The sequence below is a fragment of the Microvirga sp. genome (assembly GCF_014699075.1).
Taxonomy (GTDB): Bacteria; Pseudomonadota; Alphaproteobacteria; order Rhizobiales; family Beijerinckiaceae; genus Microvirga.
This window is the reverse complement of the sequence record NZ_JACXAB010000001.1, coordinates 520,238-537,840: the sequence shown is the minus strand read 5'-3', so window position 1 is coordinate 537,840 and position 17,603 is coordinate 520,238. Positions and strand designations below refer to the sequence as shown.

The window sequence follows — 17,603 nt, the reverse complement described above, 5'->3', positions numbered from 1 at the left end:
GCCTGCCGGGCTTTAAGCGGCGGCCTCCTGCTTCAGCGAGGCCATGTCGATCACGAAGCGGTATTTGACGTCGCTCTTCAGCATCCGCTCATAGGCCTCGTTGATCTTTTGGATCGGGATGATCTCAATCTCGGCGGTGATCCCGTGCTGGGCGCAGAAGTCGAGCATTTCCTGCGTCTCCGCGATCCCGCCGATCAGAGAGCCGGCGAGCTGGCGCCGCTTCATGATCAGGTTGAACACCGTGGTGGCCGGATGCGGCTCGGCTGGCGCGCCCACGAGCACCATGGCGCCGTCACGCGCGAGCAGCACGAGATAGCTGTCGAGATCGTGCGGGGCCGCGACCGTGTCGAGGATGAAGTCGAAGCTGTTGCGGTGCGCCTTCATGGCGTCACGGTCCTTGGAGACGACCACTTCGTGGGCGCCCAGCTTCAAGGCATCCTCGCGTTTGTTGGGAGACGTGGTGAAGAGCACCACATGCGCGCCCATGGCCCGAGCGAGCTTTACGGCCATGTGGCCAAGGCCGCCGAGGCCCACCACACCCACCTTCTGTCCGGCCTGAACGCGCCAGCGGCGCAGGGGCGAGAACGTGGTGATGCCGGCGCACAGGAGAGGCGCCGCAGCCGCCGGATCGAGACCCTCCGGCACGCGCAGGACAAAGCTCTCATCGACGACGACAGAGTCGGAATAGCCGCCATAGGTATTGGCGCCGGTCCCCTGTTCCGGCCCGTTATAGGTGCCGGTGAAGCCAACCTCGCAGTATTGCTCCAGTCCCTCGCGGCACGAACGGCAGGTGCGGCAGGAGTCGACCATGCAACCGACGCCGACAATATCGCCTGCCTTGAACTTCTGCACCCCTGAGCCGACACGGGCGACACGGCCCACGATTTCGTGACCTGGAACGCAGGGATAGAGCGTGCCACCCCATTCCTCCCTGACTGTATGCAGGTCGGAATGGCAGACGCCGCAAAAGAGGATGTCGATCTGAAGGTCGCGCTCACCCGGCTCCCGGCGCTCGAAGCTAAAGGGGGAAAGTAGCGTGGACGCATCCTGGGCAGCGTAGCCGAAAGCTTTGATCACAGGAAAGTTCTCCGGATGGAGCGAGCTGAAGGGGTAAGCCCGCTGGCTATTCAAGCGCTACAGACGATAGGTTCGATCGACCCGCCGTCAATGGAGGCGAGCGAAGTTTGTCCGATTGGAGACGACGCTTTTGCTGCATTGCAGCGGAACCAGCCTTTTCCACATGGTCACGGGCAATTGAATCGCTTGTGTCTGGCTTCTTCGCTGGCTCTCTCCACATCTTAGATAAGAGCTTGTGCTTGCTCGAGGAAACGTGAGTTCATGATTTTACGGGCGGCAATGCGGCACACCAAAATGGGCTGCTGATGAGAAACTTTAACTTGCCGTCCCGCCCGCAATCCGCGACGCTGTTTGTCAGGGCGGGCGAAATTCCAAGTCGCATAGACGGACCCGAGGAATGCCCGATCTGCTGCGACTTGTTCATCAGCCGCCACAACGAAAGGGCTATGCCGCACCATTTGGCCGCATCACAGTATCGCATGGTCTGGGCAACCTTAGCGGTGCACAATAGTTGTCTCTGAGAGGGATTGGATTTCGGTGGCGCCATGCTTCATTCCGACGACCTGTTCTCGAGTTTCTTGAAGGCCTATGAGACCCGCCGCGAGGCGGAGATGTCCCTGGCGGAATACCTGGAAGGGTGCCGCACCGATCCCATGATGTATGCAAGCGCTCCAGAGCGCATCCTGGCGGCCATCGGCGAGCCTCAGCTCGTCGATACCTCGAAGGATACGCGGCTCGGCCGCATCTTCATGAACCGCACCATCCGGGTCTACCCGGCTTTTTCCGAATTCTACGGCATGGAAGAGACGATCGAAATGATCGTCAGCTTCTTCCGTCACGCGGCCCAAGGGCTGGAAGAGCGCAAGCAGATCCTCTACCTGCTGGGCCCGGTCGGCGGCGGCAAGTCCTCCCTGGCCGAGCGGCTCAAGGCCCTGATGGAGGTCAACCCCATCTATATTCTGAAGGCCGGCGACGAGATCAGCCCGGTCTTCGAGAGCCCGCTCGCACTGTTCGATCCGGAGCAGATGGGAGATGCGCTAGAGGAGCGCTACGGCATCCCCCGGCGGCGACTGACGAACCTGCTCAGCCCTTGGGCCATCAAGCGCCTGGACGAGTTCAAGGGCGACATCTCCAAGTTCCGGGTGGTCAAGATCAACCCGTCCCGGATGCGGCAGATCGGTGTCGCCAAGACGGAACCGGGTGACGAGAACAATCAGGATATCTCGTCCCTGGTCGGAAAGGTCGATATCCGGAAGCTCGAGACGCTCTCCCAGAACGATCCTGACGCCTACAGCTATTCCGGCGGCCTCAACCGGGCGAACCAGGGCATCCTCGAATTCGTCGAGATGTTCAAGGCGCCGATCAAGATGCTTCACCCCCTGCTCACCGCCACGCAGGAGGGGAATTATGTCGGCACGGAGAATATCGGCTCCATTCCGTTCACGGGCATCATCCTGGCCCACTCGAACGAGGCGGAATGGCAGACTTTCCGCACCAACAAGAACAACGAGGCGTTCATCGACCGCATCTACGTGATCAAGGTGCCCTATTGCCTGCGGGTCACGGAGGAGCAGAAGATCTACGACAAGCTGATCCGCGGGTCGGAACTTGCGGGCGCTCCCTGTGCGCCGGCCACCCTGGAGATGCTGGCGCGGTTCTCCGTACTGTCGCGTCTGCGGGCGCACGAGAACTCCAACTTCTACTCGAAGATGCGGGTTTATGACGGCGAGAGCCTGCGCGAGGTCGATCCGCGCGCCCGCAGCCTGCAGGAGTACAAGGACTCGGCCGGTGTCGACGAGGGCATGGACGGGATCTCGACCCGCTTCGCCTTCAAGGTTCTGTCTGCCACCTTCAACCATGACACCATCGAGGTTGCGGCCGATCCGGTGCACCTGATGTACGTGCTCGAACAATCCTTGCGGCGCGAGCAGCTGCCGCAAGATGTGGAGCGGCGCTATCTGGAGTTCATCAAGGCGGAGCTTGCGCCTCGCTATGCCGACTTTATCGGCCACGAAATCCAGAAGGCCTATCTCGAATCCTACCACGATTACGGCCAGAACCTGTTCGACCGCTACGTGTCCTATGCGGATGCATGGATTGAGGACCAGGACTTCAAGGATCCTGATACTGGCCAGCTTCTCAACCGTGAGCTCCTGAACCAGGAGCTGACCAAGGTCGAGAAGCCGGCAGGCATCGCCAATCCGAAGGACTTCCGCAACGAGGTGGTGAAGTTCTCGCTCCGGGCGCGGGCCGGCAACAACGGCCGAAACCCCTCCTGGACCAGTTACGAGAAAATCCGCGACGTGATCGAACGCCGGATGTTCTCCCAGGTGGAGGAACTCCTGCCGGTAATCAGCTTCGGGTCCAAGAAGGATGGCGAGACGGAGAAGAAGCACGGGGAGTTCGTGGCAAGGATGATGGAGCGTGGCTACACCGAGCGTCAGGTCCGGCGTCTCGTGGAGTGGTACATGCGGGTGAAGCAGGCGGGCTGACAGAAAGCGGAGGCAGATCAGGCGTTCCTATGTACATCATCGACCGGCGCCTCAACCCAGGGGGCAAGAGTCTGGCGAACCGCCAACGCTTCCTTCGCCGCGCCAAGGCGCAGATTCAGAGGGCCGTGCGCCAGACCGCGGGAGACCGGGACATCACCGATCTCGAACGGGGAGGGGAAGTCACGATCCCAGCCGATGGTGTTCGCGAGCCCAGTTTCCGGCGCTCCGGCGAAGGTGGCGTGAACGATCACATCCTGCCCGGCAACAAGCGCTTCATCGAAGGTGATACGATCGACCGCCCGCCCGGTGGCGGTGGCGGCAGCTCGGCCGGCGGTGATAATGGCGAGGGTGAGGACGATTTCCGCTTCGCCTTGACCCGCGACGAGTTCCTCGACCTGTTTCTCGATGATCTCGAACTCCCCGACCTTGCCAAGCGGCGGGTTGCAACGGTCGAAACGCAAGGCATGCGGAGGGCCGGATACACGGTCACCGGATCCCCGGTGAACCTGGCTCTGCTGCGCTCCATGCGGAACGCCCTGTCGCGCCGCATTGCCATGCGGCGCCCCAAGCCCGAGGATTTGTTGCGCCTTGAGCAAGAGATCGAGCGGCTTGAGCAGCAGGAAGGCCCGTCCGATCATCTCACCGCGCTGCGGCAGGAGCTTGAGCAGCTGAAGCTGCGCACCAAGCGCTTCCCTTATATCGACCCGCTCGATCTGCGCTATCGCCGCTTCGAGCCGGTTTCCCGGCCCGTTGCGCAAGCGGTGATGTTCTGCCTCATGGACGTGTCGGGCTCCATGACGGAGCACATGAAGGATCTCGCCAAGCGGTTTTACATGCTGCTCTACATCTTCCTGACGCGCCGCTACAAGCATGTGGAGATCGTGTTCATCCGCCACACCCACGAAGCGAAGGAGGTGGATGAGGAAACCTTCTTCAACAGCCCCGAGACCGGCGGCACGGTGGTGTCCTCGGCGTTACGCGAAATGCAGCGGATCGTGGAGGAGCGCTACTCGCCGGACAGCTGGAACATCTACGCGGCCCAGGCCTCCGACGGCGACAACTCCCCCAACGACGGCAGCACCAGCGCGGCCTTGCTGCGGGACGTCATCCTGCCCGTCTGCCAGTACTACGCCTATCTGGAGGTCGGCAGCGACAGCGACCGGATGCAGACCGGCTTCATCAACCACAAGACGTCACTGTGGCAAACCTACGAGACGCTGCAGGAGCAGGGCGCCAACCTTGCCATGCGCAAGGTCAACCATCGCCGCGAGATCTATCCCGTTTTCCGCGAACTCTTCCGCCGGCGTGACGCGGAGGCAGGAGCCAGGGTGCCATGAGCCTGTTGGAGCGCGACAATCTTCTGTTCCAGGGCGCCGACTGGGATTTCAGCCTGATCCAGCGCATCCACGATGCTATCGAGACCATCGGCGTCGGGGAGATGGGGCTCAATGTCTACCCGAACCAGATCGAGGTCATCACCGCCGAGCAGATGCTCGATGCCTATGCATCCATCGGCATGCCGCTGTTCTACAAGCACTGGTCCTTCGGCAAGCGCTTCGCGCTCCATGAGGCAAGCTATCGCCAGGGCTTTATGGGCCTTGCCTATGAGATCGTGATCAATTCGAACCCGTGCATCTCCTACATCATGGAAGAGAACTCGGCCACGATGCAGACGCTCGTGATCGCCCACGCGGCTTTCGGGCACAACCATTTCTTCAAGAACAACTATCTCTTCCAGGAATGGACGGATGCGGACGGGATCCTGGACTATCTCGAATTCGCGAAGGGATACATCACCCGTTGCGAGGAGCGTTACGGCCATGCCGCCGTGGAGCGGGTGCTCGATGCCGCTCATGCGCTGATGTCCCATGGCGTCCATCGCTATCCGCGCAAGAAGCGTCCAGATTTGCGCTCTGAGGAGCGGCGGGAGAAGGAACGGCATCTCCATTTGGAGCAGACCTTCAACGACCTCTGGCGCACGGTGCCCACAAAGGGTGCTGCCGCAAAGCCGCAACTGAGCGACGAGCGCCGCCGTGCCCTCCTGGAGCTCCCGCAGGAAAATCTCCTGTACTTCCTCGAAAAGTCCGCGCCCCGTCTTCAGCCTTGGCAGCGGGAGATCCTGCGCATCATCCGCCAGATCGCGCAGTATTTCTATCCGCAGCGGCAGACCAAGGTGATGAACGAGGGCTGCGCCACCTACTGCCATTACCGCATCATGACCCGCCTGCACGAGACGGGGCAGATCAGCGACGGAGCCTTCCTCGAATTCCTGCAGTCGCACACAAATGTCACGCGCCAGCCGGAGTATGACGACCCGCATTACGGCGGCATCAATCCGTATGCCCTCGGGTTCGGCATGATGCAGGACATCGAGCGCATCTGCACCAAGCCTACGGCCGAGGACCGGGAGTGGTTCCCCGAGATCGCCGGCAGCGGCGACGCCATGGCGGTCCTGCGCGATGTGTGGGCGAACTACCGCGACGAGAGCTTCATCTCACAGTACCTGAGTCCGCACCTGATGCGCCAGTGGCGCATGTTCCATCTGGTGGACGATCCTGACCAGCCCGAGCTCAGGATCGAGGCCATTCATGACGAGCGGGGTTATCGCCGGCTGCGCCGCTCCCTGTCGCGCCACTACGATGTCGGCTGGAGCGATCCCGACATCCAGGTGATCGACGTCGATCTCGCCGGCGACCGGCGCCTGATCCTTCACCACCATGTGCTCAATCGGACCCTGCTCCATAAGGACGACGCTCAGAGGGTGCTACAGATGGTGGCTAATCTCTGGGGCTATGCGGTTGTGCTCAAGGAGGTCGAGCCTGCCACCGGGGCGATCTTCCAGGAACATGTGGCGCATCCGCACGAAACCCTCTTCTGATGCTCCGCTTTTCGAGAGCGCATCGTTCTTGCGGGAAACCGGGGCCACTTTTCCGCACGAAGCGCTCGTTTGACGCAAAAAAGCCAGGGACTCGCGGGATCATAGGTTTCCCTGGGCTCGGCCCGGATTTCGGGTCGGCTCCCTTGCAGGAGAATACCTATGGAACACAAGCCCGTAGAGAAGCTGCGTAGCGTCGCTGAGGTACATGAGTTCACCCAAGGTTTCCTGTCCCGGCATGAGCGCCTTGAGCGCTGGGCCGAAGTGTTGGAGCGCCAGCCGAAGCGGCGCCTGAGGTCTCTGGGAGAGATCGAGTTCGTTCCGAAAGACAAGCGGCCGCATTTGAGGTCGGACGAGTCGCCGATCACGGTTGCCTTCGAGGATCCGATCCTGCGCGCTGCAGGCTTGAGGGGCGATACGCTCGGGGACGCCATGGAGTTCTTCGAGCTGTCCGAGGGCGCCTCTCACCGCCTCCTCTGTTCCTGCATGAACGGCTGGAGCATGGAGGCCGGGACCACCGCCCGAAAAGTTCATCGCATCGCGAACCCTGATCATCGACTCACGTTATTGACGGCAGCCGGGCTGCTGACCGCGGCACCCGCTGTGCTCTATATGCTGAGCTGAGGACATGCTGCAGCCTCGAGCCCTCCGCGAATGGGAGGGCTCGATGGCTGATCGAGATTGGGGCAACAAGAATGGCGAATGAGCCGGCGCGTCGGATTGGGCTCCCATGGTACCGGCGTGAGGATTACCAGCGCATCCGGGAGATGATGGCCGACCGGCACAATCTGGCGCCCACCTATGAGAGCTGGCTTGCAGCTGCCGAGAACAACGAAACTGTCGGCCGCAAGGCTGGCCTTCACGTCAGTCGCATCCTGATCGAACCGGAGGCTTTCGCGCGCTGGTGCGCTGAGAGAAACGTGGAGCCCGACAGCGCCGCGCGCAGGGACTACGTTGCGGAGAAGAACTCCGAAAACGTCTCTTGATGATGGCCATACAGCCAAGCCTTGAAGTCTCCTCCCCGGTCCCTACTTGCTCGGACATCATGGTGGAGGGCCACACTTGCTGAACGAGAACGGCACGAGCAGCGATATTTCCACTCTTGCGCACAAGGATGAGGAAGCCGGAGCGGCTCAAACGATGCGGGCGGCTATCCTCACAGGGCCTGGGCATATCGAGGTGCGTGAGGTAGCACGCCCGGAGCCCGGCCCCGGTCAGGTGCGCCTGCGCCTGGAGGGTTGCGGCGTTTGCGCTTCGAACCTGACGCCTTGGGCAGGTCCGGAATGGATGCAGTATCCTACTGAGCCGGGTGCGCTCGGACATGAGGCCTGGGGCTACGTCGATGCTCTTGGCGAGGGTGTTGAGAACCTGTCGATTGGCGACCGCGTCGCGGCTCTCTCCTACAAATCCTATGCCGAGTACGACATCGCCGACGCAGGGGCCGTGGTGCCTCTGCCGGACGCGCTTGCAGGACAGCCTTTCCCCGGCGAGCCTCTCGGCTGTGCCATGAACATCTTCCGACGCAGCGAAATCGAGGCTGGCCAGACGATTGCCATCATCGGCATCGGCTTTCTCGGCGCGATCCTGACGAAGCTCGCCACCGACGCCGGCGCTCGCGTGATCGCGATCTCGCGCCGGCCTTTCTCGCTCGATTTCGCCCGCCGCATGGGTGCGGCCGAGACGATCCCGATGGAAGATCATCAGGCGATCATCGAGACGGTGAAGAAACTGACGGGCGGCGCGTTCTGCGATCGCGTGATCGAGGCTGTGGGCAAGCAATGGCCGCTGGACCTCGCCGGTGAACTCACGCGTGAGCGCGGCAAGCTTATCGTTGCCGGATATCATCAGGACGGTCCGCGTCAGGTTAACATGTGGCTGTGGAACTGGCGCGGGATCGATGTGATCAACGCTCATGAGCGTGATCCGAAGATCTATATGCAGGGTCTTCGCGAGGCCGTTGATGCCATCGCTTCAGGAAGGCTCGATCCGAGTTTCCTCTATACCCACACCTACCCTCTGGATCGGCTGGATGAGGCGCTCAACGCCACGCGTGACCGGCCGGATGGATTTCTCAAAGCTCTGGTAACCTACTGATGGTGCAGCAGGCTCTTCGCAAGGAACAGTCCAAAACTTCTCTTGCCCGCCCCCGTCTCGGCTTCCTCGGGGTCGGCTGGATTGGCCGGCACCGCATGCAGGCGATCCTCGGCACGGGAGCGGTCGATGTGGCTGCCATCGCCGATCCGTCGCCGGAGATGGCCTCGGAGGCAGGCAAGCTGGCGCCCGATGCGAAGCTGGTCTCGACCCTTGACGCGATCCTCGATGCTGGCGTCGACGGCGTGGTGATCGCAACGCCCAGCGCCATGCACGCGGAGCAGTCGATCCGGGCCCTGGAACGCGGTGTCGCAGTGTTCTGCCAGAAGCCGCTTGGGCGAAGTGTGGCGGAGGTGCAGGCGGTGGTCGATGCTGCCCGCAAGGCCGACCGCCTGCTCTGTGTCGATCTCTCCTACCGCTTCACGGAGGGCATGCGGCGCATCCGCGAGATCATCGACTCGGGAGAGCTGGGGCACATCTATGCCGTGGACTTGGTGTTCCACAACGCCTACGGCCCGGACAAGCCGTGGTTCTACGATCCCGCTCTCTCCGGCGGCGGATGCGTGATGGATCTCGGCGTCCACCTGGTGGATCTGGCGTTGTGGAGCCTTAACAATCCCGGCATTGCCGACGTCACCGGCAAGCTCTTCGCTGGCGGTGCGCCGCTGAGAGACACGACTGCTCAGGTCGAGGATTATGCGGTTGCGACCGTAGAGCTGGAGACCGGCGCCGTGGTGCAGCTCGCCTGCTCCTGGCGGTTGCAGGCCGGATGCGATGCAGTGATCTCCGCCACGTTCTATGGCACACAGGGCGGCGTGTCGCTGCGAAACGTGAACGGTTCCTTCTACGATTTCACCGTAGAGCGCTATCGCGGCACGTCCCGCGAGACGCTGACGACACCTCCCGAAGAGTGGGGCGGACGCGCTGCGGCCGACTGGGCTTCGCGCTTGGCGGCAGGCGAGCGGTTTGACCCTGCGGCGGATCACCTGGTCGACGTCGCGCGCGTGCTGGATCGAATATACGGGCGATAAGGATCGACTTTCACAGAGACGAAATTGAAAGAGGCGACTGAACAAGGTTCAGTCGCCTCTTTCATGAGCCGCTTGATGATCGGGTCAGAGCACTTCCAGAACCTTGCTGGCCGGTGCCGATTGACCGGAGGGGGCATAGCGCCGGATCATGGTGGCGCAGAACTCGGCAAACTCCTCCTTCACCTGCGGAGCGCTGGTGTGATGCGGCGCGATCCCACGATGTTCCGGGGTGAAGCAGAAGGTCACCGTCACGTCGAAGTCGGCGAGCGCTTCCATCTGACGGTCGAACCAGTCCATGGCATTAGGGCGGAAGCTGTCGGCCCAGGACAGGCCCGTGCGCAAGTATTTCACGCCCAGCCGCTTCATCCACGTCACTGCGTCGTCCAGGCGGTGATCCTCATAATGGAACCACTGGCACAGCCCCATTTGGGACGCGTATTTCGCATATTCTTCGAGAGCGGGCTTCGGTGTGCCGTCCTCACGCAGCAGGCCCATGTAGAAGTGGCGGTAATAGGAGGATCCTTCCGCCTCCCGGTGCCGCGTGGTTGCCTCCCAGGCGCGGGGTAGGTCGTAGAGGCTGTACCAGTGAATCTTCGGCACCTTGCCAATCAGAAGCTCTGCGGTTCTGTTCAGACCCCAGACCTGCACTTCTTCGGCCCCGAAGGTCGAAATGCCGACCTCGCTGACCCAGATGGGTTTGTCCGTGACTGCGCGGATCTCATCGATCTTCGCCGGCCAGTCGTGGATCTGCCACAGGTTCCAGTCGAGGGGAAAGCCGTGAACGGCCACGACGTCGAGATGCTCCATAGCGCCGTGCGCCTCCAGCTTCTTGATGAAGCCAGGGTCTATGGGCGAAATGCCGCCCAGAACGCGCGGCAGGTTGGGGTTCTCGGCCTTGATCGCCTGACCGGCGGCAATCACCATGTCGGAGAAGAGCTTCCAATCCGGATCGATCTCCGGGTCCCAGTGGGACTTGTTGTTAGGCTCGTTCCAGATCATTGCGGCTTCGATCATGCGATTCTCCCTTGGGCCGGGTAGACGGCGCCCGCGCCAGGCGGGGCATCGACACGGCAACAGATGTAAACTTCGATTTCCGGATGCTGCACGATCTCGAAGCCGGCACTGCGGAGCATGGCTTCCACGCAGGCCGAGTTCGGCGCCCACCAGTTGGTCGGGTCATCGGCATAGCGATGCTCGATGAAGTGCATCTTCGGGTAACGTGGATCGTCAAAATGGTCCGTCTGCCAGAAGGTGTAGTTCTCATCAACCGGCATGGTGTCTGACGAGCCGCGCTGCATCGACTGAAATACGAGGAGGTCTTTGGCCACGTGTTCGTGAATGAGGTCGAGGGCGAGCAACGGATGGCGCAGGTGGTAGAAGACACCCATGAAAAGAACGACGTCGAACTTCTCGCCAAGCTGTCCGAGGTCGTAGACCGAGAGCTTTCGAAACTCGATGTCATAGCCCATCGTCTGGGAGGCGAAACGGGCCTGAGCCAGATAGGCATCGTCGAAATCAATGCCCAGCACACGCTCCGCTCCGCGCTTCTTCATCTCCATTGAGTAGAAGCCGCCGTTGCAGCCGATGTCGAGCACGCTCTTGCCGGTGAGATCCTGCGGGATCGCGTCGGCGAATTGCTGCCACTTCACGGCAGGGTAGTTGCCAAGGAAGTGATCAGGCGCGGTCCAAACGCCGCCTTTCAGCTCGATGTTGTGAAACCAGGGGCCAAGCGCTTCGGCTTTCCGGCGGATTTCTTCCGGGGGCATCGGGTCGATTGCGTTCATCGTGGAGTCTACTCCCTGTTCAGATCATGGAGGCCGCGGGGCAGCCGGCCGGCAGGCCAGCCCAGGGCCACCCGCGCGCCTGTGACGTTCTCCTGCTGAGCCGCCTCGCTCAGCAAACCGATGGCGGATCGGTAGCCGTGGAGCGTTCCGACATCGACATAGGACACGCCGGCCTTGACTCCGATGGCCTCGCCTCCTTGAGCGAGGTAGGCGTTCACCAGAGTGCCGAAGTATTCATCCTCGCGATTGCGCGCGAGCCAGAGCTGGCGCAGCGCTCCGAGCACATGACCCGGCATTTTGAACGCTCCCCAGATCCATTGAGAGGAAGCACCCTCCTGCTTTACCTGAATCTCCTGCACGCGCATGGACTCATCCAGGACGACCGCGTCGAAGACCTGCGGGTTCTCGACGGGGAAGAGCAGGAACGAGAGCGTTTCTTCCGGGAGTTCCGCAAGGGCCTTCTCGGGAAACCAGACCGTGTCCGGCAGGCCGACGATCACGCTCTCATCGGCTGGGATCACGGGAGTGGCCTGGAATATGGCATCGCACAGGCCGCTCGCCTGCGGCTGGACCACATAGGCGATCGAGGCGGTTCCGTAGCTTGCGCCGTAATACTCCATGATGTCGGATTTGCCAGGGGAGATCACGAAGCAGATCTTATCGGCTCCGCCATGGATCATGCGCTCGACGAGGTACTCACTGACCGCACAGGGGCGCTCGACCCCGTTGTCGAGGCGACTGCCTACCGGGAGAAGCTCCTTTGAGAAAGCCAGCGGCTGGATGCGGCTGCCGATCCCTGCTGCGGGTATGATCCCCCACATGGTCAGGCCTCCATCATGGCGGCAGAGTCGCCGGTTGAGGATGGGATAGAACTGGCGTCCTCCAGCAGGATCTCAAGCTCGCGCGCCCGATGCTCCGAGGTATGGTTCGCGAGCACCCGCTCGCAGCCGGCCCTGGCGATCCGTTTCAACTCGGCATCCGTGAGATCAATGGCGTTGACGGAGTCTTCGCTCGTCTCCGCGATGAGAATTTCCTGGCCAGGTTCGAAGAAGCTGTCGAGTCCATCCCAGTTGTCCGACAGGATGGGCGTGCCGCAGGCTGCCGCCTCGAACAGGCGCCCCGAGGGGCACCATCCCATGTCCGCCATGGCTTGCCGTGTGATGTTGAGTGTCAGGCGTGAGGACGAGAAGAACGCAGGGTGTTCGGACGGCGGCAGATGCCGAACGAACGAGATATTGGGCTGCCAGGGGAAGTCGGCAGGGTATTGCGCGCCTCCGATCAGGAAGCGCTGGTTGGGACGCGAACCCGCAGGATCAATGAACAGGCGTTGCAGGGCCGCCTGTCGGTCCGCCGCATAGGTGCCGAGATAGGAGAGATCCGATCTGTAGTGGTCCGCCGGCGGCACGGGGTGGTGGACGTCGGGATCTACATGTCCGTAAAGCGGTGCAACACGGCGGGCGCCAAGCTCCGATTGAAGCCTGTCGAGGGCGCGACCTCCCGTGTAGCTGAGCGCCAGGTCGAAATCGCGCAGGCCCCGCGGACCGATATAGCTGATCGGCTCCCCTGCCTCCAGACGCGAGAAGGTGACTGGCGTGTCGAGATCGTAGAACACATGGAGCGGACGGGGTGCAGCGAGCAGAAGCTCGCTTGCCGCGATTCCGTCAGGACAATAGGAGGTTGCTAGAGCCACGTCCGCGTCGACGAGCTCTGCCGCGGCCCGTTGGCGGATAGCACCCCAATCCTGATAGAGGACAAGATCGCCGCCCGGGATCCCGAAGAGGTCCCGGTTGGCCGCATAATAGGGCTCATCCTTCTCAAAAAAGACGATCCTGTGTCCGCGCTTTGCGAGTGCACGGATGAGACCTCGCCAGAGGGTCGCATGACCGTTGCCCCAGGATGAAGAGATGGTGAGCCCGAAAATAACGATCTTCATGCGGCCACCATCTCGTTGAGACGCAATACCTTGGATCCCCAGTCGCCGGCCACGAGAGTGCTGATGGATGCGGGCTCGATGTCGAAGCGCGCATAGGCGTCGATCGGCAGGCCGAGATGGTAGAGCAGGGCAGCCTTGATGACGTCGCAGTGGCTGACGAGGATGACAGACCGATCCGAATAGCGGTGGCGCAGCTGTTCCAGTATGCCCACGATCCGAGCCTGCGCTTCAAGCATGGTCTCCCCATAGGGCGGACGGCTGTTGCTGCGCGCATTGTTCCAGACCGACCAGCGGGGATCCTGCGCAAGAGCCTCGAAGCTCGTGCCGGACCACGCTCCAAAGTCGATCTCGGCGATATCCTCGCAGATTTCCAGCGGTTGTCCGAGACGGGCCGCGATGGGTTCGGCAGTCTCCACGGCCCGCTCCAGAGGACTCGTGTGAATGCCGGCAATAGTCTCGTTGGCAAAATGCACCGCCAGACGTTCGGCCTGAGCTATGCCCGCAGCCCCAAGGTGAACCCCGGGCATGCGCCCGCACAGGATCGTACCGACCCTGTCATGAGCCGCATGGCGCACAAGATGGAACGTGGCGGTCACGTCCTCCCGCCCTTACTCTTCATCACCATCTATGAAGCGAATGGTTCTCTCGCGGGCCTCGTTGTCGGTGAACTGCTGCGGCGGCGACTTCATGAAATAGCTGGAGGGACCGGTCAGCGCGCCTCCGATCTTGCGGTCCATGGCGAGCTTCGCGCAGCGCACTGCATCGATCACGATGCCGGCGGAATTGGGTGAATCCCAGACTTCGAGCTTCACCTCCATGTTCAGCGGCACGCCGCCGAAGGTCGTGCCCTCCAGGCGGATATAGGCCCATTTGCGGTCCGTGAGCCACGGCACGTGATCGCTCGGCCCGACATGGATGTCACTGGCGGGCAGGGGGATGTCGAGTTGACTCGATACGGCCTGCGTCTTCGAAATCTTCTTGGATTCGAGCCGCTCCCGTTCGAGCATGTTCTGGAAATCAGTGTTGCCGCCGAAATTGAGCTGGTAAGTCCGGTCGAGCCGCACACCGCGCTCGCGGAAGAGATTGGCAAGCACGCGATGCACGATGGTGGCGCCGACCTGACTCTTGATGTCGTCGCCGATGATCGGAAGACCGCGCTCCTCGAAGCGCTTACGCCATTCGGGGTTGGATGCGATGAAAACCGGAATGCAGTTGACGAAGGCGCAGCCCGCCTCGAGCGCCCGCTCGGCATACCATTCCGTTGCTTTCTGAGACCCTACGGGCAGATAGGAGACCAGGACATCCGTCTTGGTCTGGCGCAGGATTTCCGTGACATCGGCCTCGGCTTGGCCGGACTCCTCAATCTCCTCTCGCAGATACTTGCCAAGCCCGTCGAGAGTCTTGCCACGATGGACGATGATGCCGCTCTCGGGAACGGCTGCGAAACGCTGAGTGTTGTTGGGCTCGGCAAGAATCGCCTCCGAGACGTCCCGGCCAACTTTCGAGGCGCTAATGTCGAATGCCGATGAGACCTCGACATCGCTGATATGATATCCGCCGATGTCCACGTTCATCAGGCCCGGCACGGGCTCGTTGCCCTTGGCGTCCTTGTAATAGGAAAGACCCTGCACAAAGGACGAGGCACAATTGCCGACGCCCACGATGCCGACGCGGACCTTTCTCGAACTCATGTGGATTCTCCCTTGTGTGATCAGCCGATTGCCTGCATTCTTGAGGCGCGCCCATAGACGACAGCAGGCAAATGCCGGGCAGCATCATCCCAAGCTTGGCCGTCAACGTTCGGGAAAGGTATGTAGTTCCCTCTCTCGATACTTGGCTTGGGTCTCTTGTCTTAGGGCTTGCGCGCCCAAACTAATCAACAGGTGCAGGAACAAAGATGAAGCTCCGGCGTTTCCAGAGGGAAACGCCAAGCTTGCGAGGAGTGCGCAGCGTGACCGGCGCCTGACGAGTTCCGTCAATGCCCATTCTTGCCTGAAACGGCGGAGGTCTCGCGTCACTATTCCATTCAGGAAGCGGGATTTCTCCCGCTCTGCTCATTGGCTTGATGAATCGACAACAGATCCGGAGTCATCTCGTGACGGATACCATCCTCATTACCGGCGGTGCAGGGTTCATTGGACGCTACGTTGCGCGTGCCTGCTTGGATCGCGGCCACCGGGTTCGCGTGCTCGACAGCCTCATCGAGCAGGTGCACGGTGACAAGACGCAGGCCGATGGTCTTGATCCTGAGGTCGAGGTTGTTGTTGGCGACGTTCGGGATGAAACGGCGGTGCTGCGGGCGCTGAAAGGCGCCACCAAGGTGGTCCACCTTGCCGCGGAGGTCGGTGTCGGCCAGAGCATGTACGCCGTTGATCGCTATGTCTCCGTGAACGATTATGGCACGGCGGTTCTGTTCCAGCAACTCATCGACAATCCGGTCAAGCGCGTGGTCGTCGCCTCGTCCATGAGCATCTATGGCGAAGGCCTCTACAAGGATGCTGAGGGACGGATCCGCGAGGATGTCGTGCGCATGCCTCGCGCGAGCGAGAACGACCCGTGGGACCCTCTCGACGAGCAGGGGCGTTCCCTCATTCCGGTTCCGACGCCGGAATGGAAGAAGCCGGCATTGGCCTCAGTCTATGCACTGTCGAAATACGTTCAGGAGCGACTGACGCTGACCCTCTGTCCGGCTTACGGCATGGAGGGTGTTGCGCTCAGGCTCTGGAACGCCTACGGGCCAGGGCAGGCGTTGTCCAACCCCTATACTGGCGTTCTCGCCATCTTCGCCTCGCGGCTTCACAACGGGCAGCCGCCGATGATCTTCGAGGATGGGCAACAGCGCCGCGATTTTGTACATGTCGAGGATGTCGCGCAGGCCTTCGTGCTGGCCCTCGAGCACGAGAGGGCGCCGGGCGGCGTCTACAATGTCGGAAGCGGGCAGGATCGCACCGTTTCCGAGGTGGCGGAGTTGCTGTCCCAGGCCATGAACCGGCCCATGGCTCCTGAAATCGCCGGCAAGGCGCGCATCGGCGACATCCGTCATTGCATTGCCGACATCACGAAGATCCGGGAAGAACTGGGCTACAACCCAAAGAAGGATTTCTCGGAAGGCTTGGCGGAACTCGCCGATTGGGTTGCCAAGCAGGAAGCCAAGGATCTCGTGCAGGAAGCTCGCAAGGAGCTTGAGGCGAGAGGCTTGGTGGCATGAAGACAACTGACACGCATGCCGGTGCCCCTGCCGTCCTTCGCCGGAAGCCTGTTCTGGTCACCGGCGGTGCAGGTTTCATCGGCTCCAATCTCGCTGATCGCTTTGCAAGCGAGGGGCATGATGTTCTGGTCTACGATGCTTTGGCCCGCCCAGGCGTCGACCGCAACCTGGAATGGCTGAAGAAGCGGCACCCGAGCAAGATAACGGCTGTCGTCGGTGATATTCGTGACGAAACGGCCGTGGCCGATGCTGCCGGCGAGGCTCAGGCCGTGTTCCACATGGCCGCACAGGTCGCCGTCACGACGAGCCTCGTCGATCCCCGCGAGGACTTCGAGATCAATATCCGCGGAACCCTGAACCTGCTCGATGCTCTCCGGCAGCGCAACGAGAGGGTGCCGCTGATCTTCGCGTCCACCAACAAGGTCTATGGCGACCTTGTGGATGTGGAACTCGAAAAGACGAACGACGCCTACAAGCCCCGCGCTCCCGCCATCCGGGACGCAGGCATCGGCGAGACGCGGCCGCTCGATTTTCACACGCCCTACGGCTGCTCCAAGGGGGCGGCCGATCAATACGTTCTGGATTATGCCCGCTCGTTTGGCATCCCCACTTGCGTGATGCGGATGAGCTGCATCTACGGCCAGCGGCAGATGGGAACCGAGGACCAGGGCTGGGTTGCGCACTTCCTGATCCGTGCTCTCGAAGGCGAGCCCATCACGATCTACGGTGATGGCTGCCAGGTCCGCGACGTACTCAACATCTCCGATGCTGTCGATGCCTATGTGGCTGCGTGGAAGCGGATCGACGCTGTCCAGGGCCGAGCCTTCAATCTCGGCGGAGGACCAACGAACGCCATCAGCCTGCGCCAGCTCATCACCCATATCGAGGATGTGATCGGTCGCCCAGTCGAGACCATCTATTCTGATTGGCGCGCCGGTGATCAGCGCTACTACGTGTCCGATACACGCCTCGTGACGCGGGAACTCGGCCTGAAGCCGCCGACCTCATGGCTCAAGGGCGTCGCCGCTTTGGCCGAATGGCTGCAGGCGGAGAGGGGGCTTGCGCGTACGGGATCGGCTCCTCGTCTGCAGGCTGCCGAGGCGCTGTCATGA

Annotated in this window: 16 protein-coding genes; 9 read left to right on the top strand and 7 right to left on the bottom strand. The window is 61.8% G+C overall.

The genetic code is table 11. The features are described from left to right. Positions 1-12: 12 nt before the first annotated feature. Entirely contained in the window at positions 13-1,077 is a 1,065-nt protein-coding gene (locus tag IC232_RS02715) for an NAD(P)-dependent alcohol dehydrogenase (RefSeq protein WP_190843340.1), read from the bottom strand. A 545-nt stretch (positions 1,078-1,622) separates the two neighbouring features. On the opposite strand from IC232_RS02715, the gene IC232_RS02710 reads away from it, so the two are divergent. From IC232_RS02710 to IC232_RS02680, 7 genes are all read left to right on the top strand, one after another. After that, the gene (locus tag IC232_RS02710; RefSeq protein ID WP_190843339.1) at positions 1,623-3,569 is read left to right on the top strand and encodes a PrkA family serine protein kinase; all 1,947 of its coding nucleotides are present in this window, start codon (positions 1,623-1,625) and stop codon (positions 3,567-3,569) included. 29 nt (positions 3,570-3,598) lie between these two features. Continuing rightward, on the top strand, positions 3,599-4,906 hold the full coding sequence (locus IC232_RS02705) for a YeaH/YhbH family protein (protein WP_190843338.1): 1,308 nt from the start codon (positions 3,599-3,601) through the stop codon (positions 4,904-4,906). Next, positions 4,903-6,447: a SpoVR family protein gene (locus IC232_RS02700; protein ID WP_190843337.1), complete on the top strand. Its 1,545-nt coding sequence runs from the start codon at positions 4,903-4,905 to the stop codon at positions 6,445-6,447. The genes IC232_RS02705 and IC232_RS02700 overlap by 4 nt, the downstream gene beginning before the upstream one ends. A 159-nt stretch (positions 6,448-6,606) precedes the next feature. After that, positions 6,607-7,068, top strand: coding sequence for a hypothetical protein (locus IC232_RS02695; RefSeq protein WP_190843336.1), 462 nt, complete (start codon positions 6,607-6,609; stop codon positions 7,066-7,068). Positions 7,069-7,139: 71 nt separating this feature from the next. Next, positions 7,140-7,430 (top strand): hypothetical protein, encoded by a 291-nt coding sequence (locus IC232_RS02690; protein ID WP_190843335.1) that lies wholly within the window; start codon positions 7,140-7,142, stop codon positions 7,428-7,430. Positions 7,431-7,584: 154 nt separating this feature from the next. Continuing rightward, positions 7,585-8,538, top strand: coding sequence for an MDR/zinc-dependent alcohol dehydrogenase-like family protein (locus tag IC232_RS02685; RefSeq protein ID WP_190843443.1), 954 nt, complete (start codon positions 7,585-7,587; stop codon positions 8,536-8,538). Further along, entirely contained in the window at positions 8,538-9,566 is a 1,029-nt protein-coding gene (locus tag IC232_RS02680) for a Gfo/Idh/MocA family protein (protein ID WP_190843334.1), read from the top strand. The genes IC232_RS02685 and IC232_RS02680 overlap by 1 nt, the downstream gene beginning before the upstream one ends. 84 nt (positions 9,567-9,650) lie before the next feature. On the opposite strand, the gene IC232_RS02675 is transcribed toward IC232_RS02680, so the two are convergent. The 6 genes from IC232_RS02675 to IC232_RS02650 are packed head-to-tail and all read right to left on the bottom strand — an operon-like array spanning position 9,651 to position 14,974. Next, positions 9,651-10,580 (bottom strand): beta-xylosidase, encoded by a 930-nt coding sequence (locus tag IC232_RS02675; RefSeq protein WP_190843333.1) that lies wholly within the window; start codon positions 10,578-10,580, stop codon positions 9,651-9,653. After that, the gene (locus tag IC232_RS02670; protein WP_190843332.1) at positions 10,577-11,350 is read right to left on the bottom strand and encodes a TIGR04290 family methyltransferase; all 774 of its coding nucleotides are present in this window, start codon (positions 11,348-11,350) and stop codon (positions 10,577-10,579) included. The genes IC232_RS02675 and IC232_RS02670 overlap by 4 nt, the downstream gene beginning before the upstream one ends. Positions 11,351-11,358: 8 nt before the next feature. Further along, complete coding sequence (locus tag IC232_RS02665) at positions 11,359-12,171, bottom strand: sugar phosphate nucleotidyltransferase (protein ID WP_190843331.1); 813 nt, start codon at positions 12,169-12,171, stop codon at positions 11,359-11,361. A gap of 2 nt (positions 12,172-12,173) precedes the next feature. Continuing rightward, a complete protein-coding gene (locus IC232_RS02660) occupies positions 12,174-13,283 on the bottom strand; it encodes a glycosyltransferase (protein ID WP_190843330.1) in 1,110 nt (369 codons plus the stop codon). Continuing rightward, positions 13,280-13,879: a histidine phosphatase family protein gene (locus IC232_RS02655; protein WP_190843329.1), complete on the bottom strand. Its 600-nt coding sequence runs from the start codon at positions 13,877-13,879 to the stop codon at positions 13,280-13,282. Before IC232_RS02655 ends, IC232_RS02660 begins: the two co-directional genes overlap by 4 nt. Before the next feature lie 12 nt (positions 13,880-13,891). After that, positions 13,892-14,974: an inositol-3-phosphate synthase gene (locus IC232_RS02650; RefSeq protein ID WP_190843328.1), complete on the bottom strand. Its 1,083-nt coding sequence runs from the start codon at positions 14,972-14,974 to the stop codon at positions 13,892-13,894. Between the two features lie 404 nt (positions 14,975-15,378). On the opposite strand from IC232_RS02650, the gene IC232_RS02645 reads away from it, so the two are divergent. Next, a complete protein-coding gene (locus IC232_RS02645; RefSeq protein ID WP_409564836.1) occupies positions 15,379-16,491 on the top strand; it encodes an NAD-dependent epimerase/dehydratase family protein in 1,113 nt (370 codons plus the stop codon). Then, positions 16,488-17,603: an SDR family NAD(P)-dependent oxidoreductase gene (locus IC232_RS02640; RefSeq protein WP_190843326.1), complete on the top strand. Its 1,116-nt coding sequence runs from the start codon at positions 16,488-16,490 to the stop codon at positions 17,601-17,603. Before IC232_RS02645 ends, IC232_RS02640 begins: the two co-directional genes overlap by 4 nt.

Coding starts and splice junctions, on each gene's coding strand:
- IC232_RS02665 (WP_190843331.1), bottom strand. CDS start 12,171: ATGTGGGGGATCATACCCGCAGCAGGGATCGGCAGCCGCATCCAGCCG.
- IC232_RS02690 (WP_190843335.1), top strand. CDS start 7,140: ATGGCGAATGAGCCGGCGCGTCGGATTGGGCTCCCATGGTACCGGCGT.
- IC232_RS02680 (WP_190843334.1), top strand. CDS start 8,538: ATGGTGCAGCAGGCTCTTCGCAAGGAACAGTCCAAAACTTCTCTTGCC.
- IC232_RS02675 (WP_190843333.1), bottom strand. CDS start 10,580: ATGATCGAAGCCGCAATGATCTGGAACGAGCCTAACAACAAGTCCCAC.
- IC232_RS02670 (WP_190843332.1), bottom strand. CDS start 11,350: ATGAACGCAATCGACCCGATGCCCCCGGAAGAAATCCGCCGGAAAGCC.
- IC232_RS02705 (WP_190843338.1), top strand. CDS start 3,599: ATGTACATCATCGACCGGCGCCTCAACCCAGGGGGCAAGAGTCTGGCG.
- IC232_RS02640 (WP_190843326.1), top strand. CDS start 16,488: ATGAAGACAACTGACACGCATGCCGGTGCCCCTGCCGTCCTTCGCCGG.
- IC232_RS02660 (WP_190843330.1), bottom strand. CDS start 13,283: ATGAAGATCGTTATTTTCGGGCTCACCATCTCTTCATCCTGGGGCAAC.
- IC232_RS02710 (WP_190843339.1), top strand. CDS start 1,623: ATGCTTCATTCCGACGACCTGTTCTCGAGTTTCTTGAAGGCCTATGAG.
- IC232_RS02695 (WP_190843336.1), top strand. CDS start 6,607: ATGGAACACAAGCCCGTAGAGAAGCTGCGTAGCGTCGCTGAGGTACAT.
- IC232_RS02685 (WP_190843443.1), top strand. CDS start 7,585: ATGCGGGCGGCTATCCTCACAGGGCCTGGGCATATCGAGGTGCGTGAG.
- IC232_RS02700 (WP_190843337.1), top strand. CDS start 4,903: ATGAGCCTGTTGGAGCGCGACAATCTTCTGTTCCAGGGCGCCGACTGG.
- IC232_RS02650 (WP_190843328.1), bottom strand. CDS start 14,974: ATGAGTTCGAGAAAGGTCCGCGTCGGCATCGTGGGCGTCGGCAATTGT.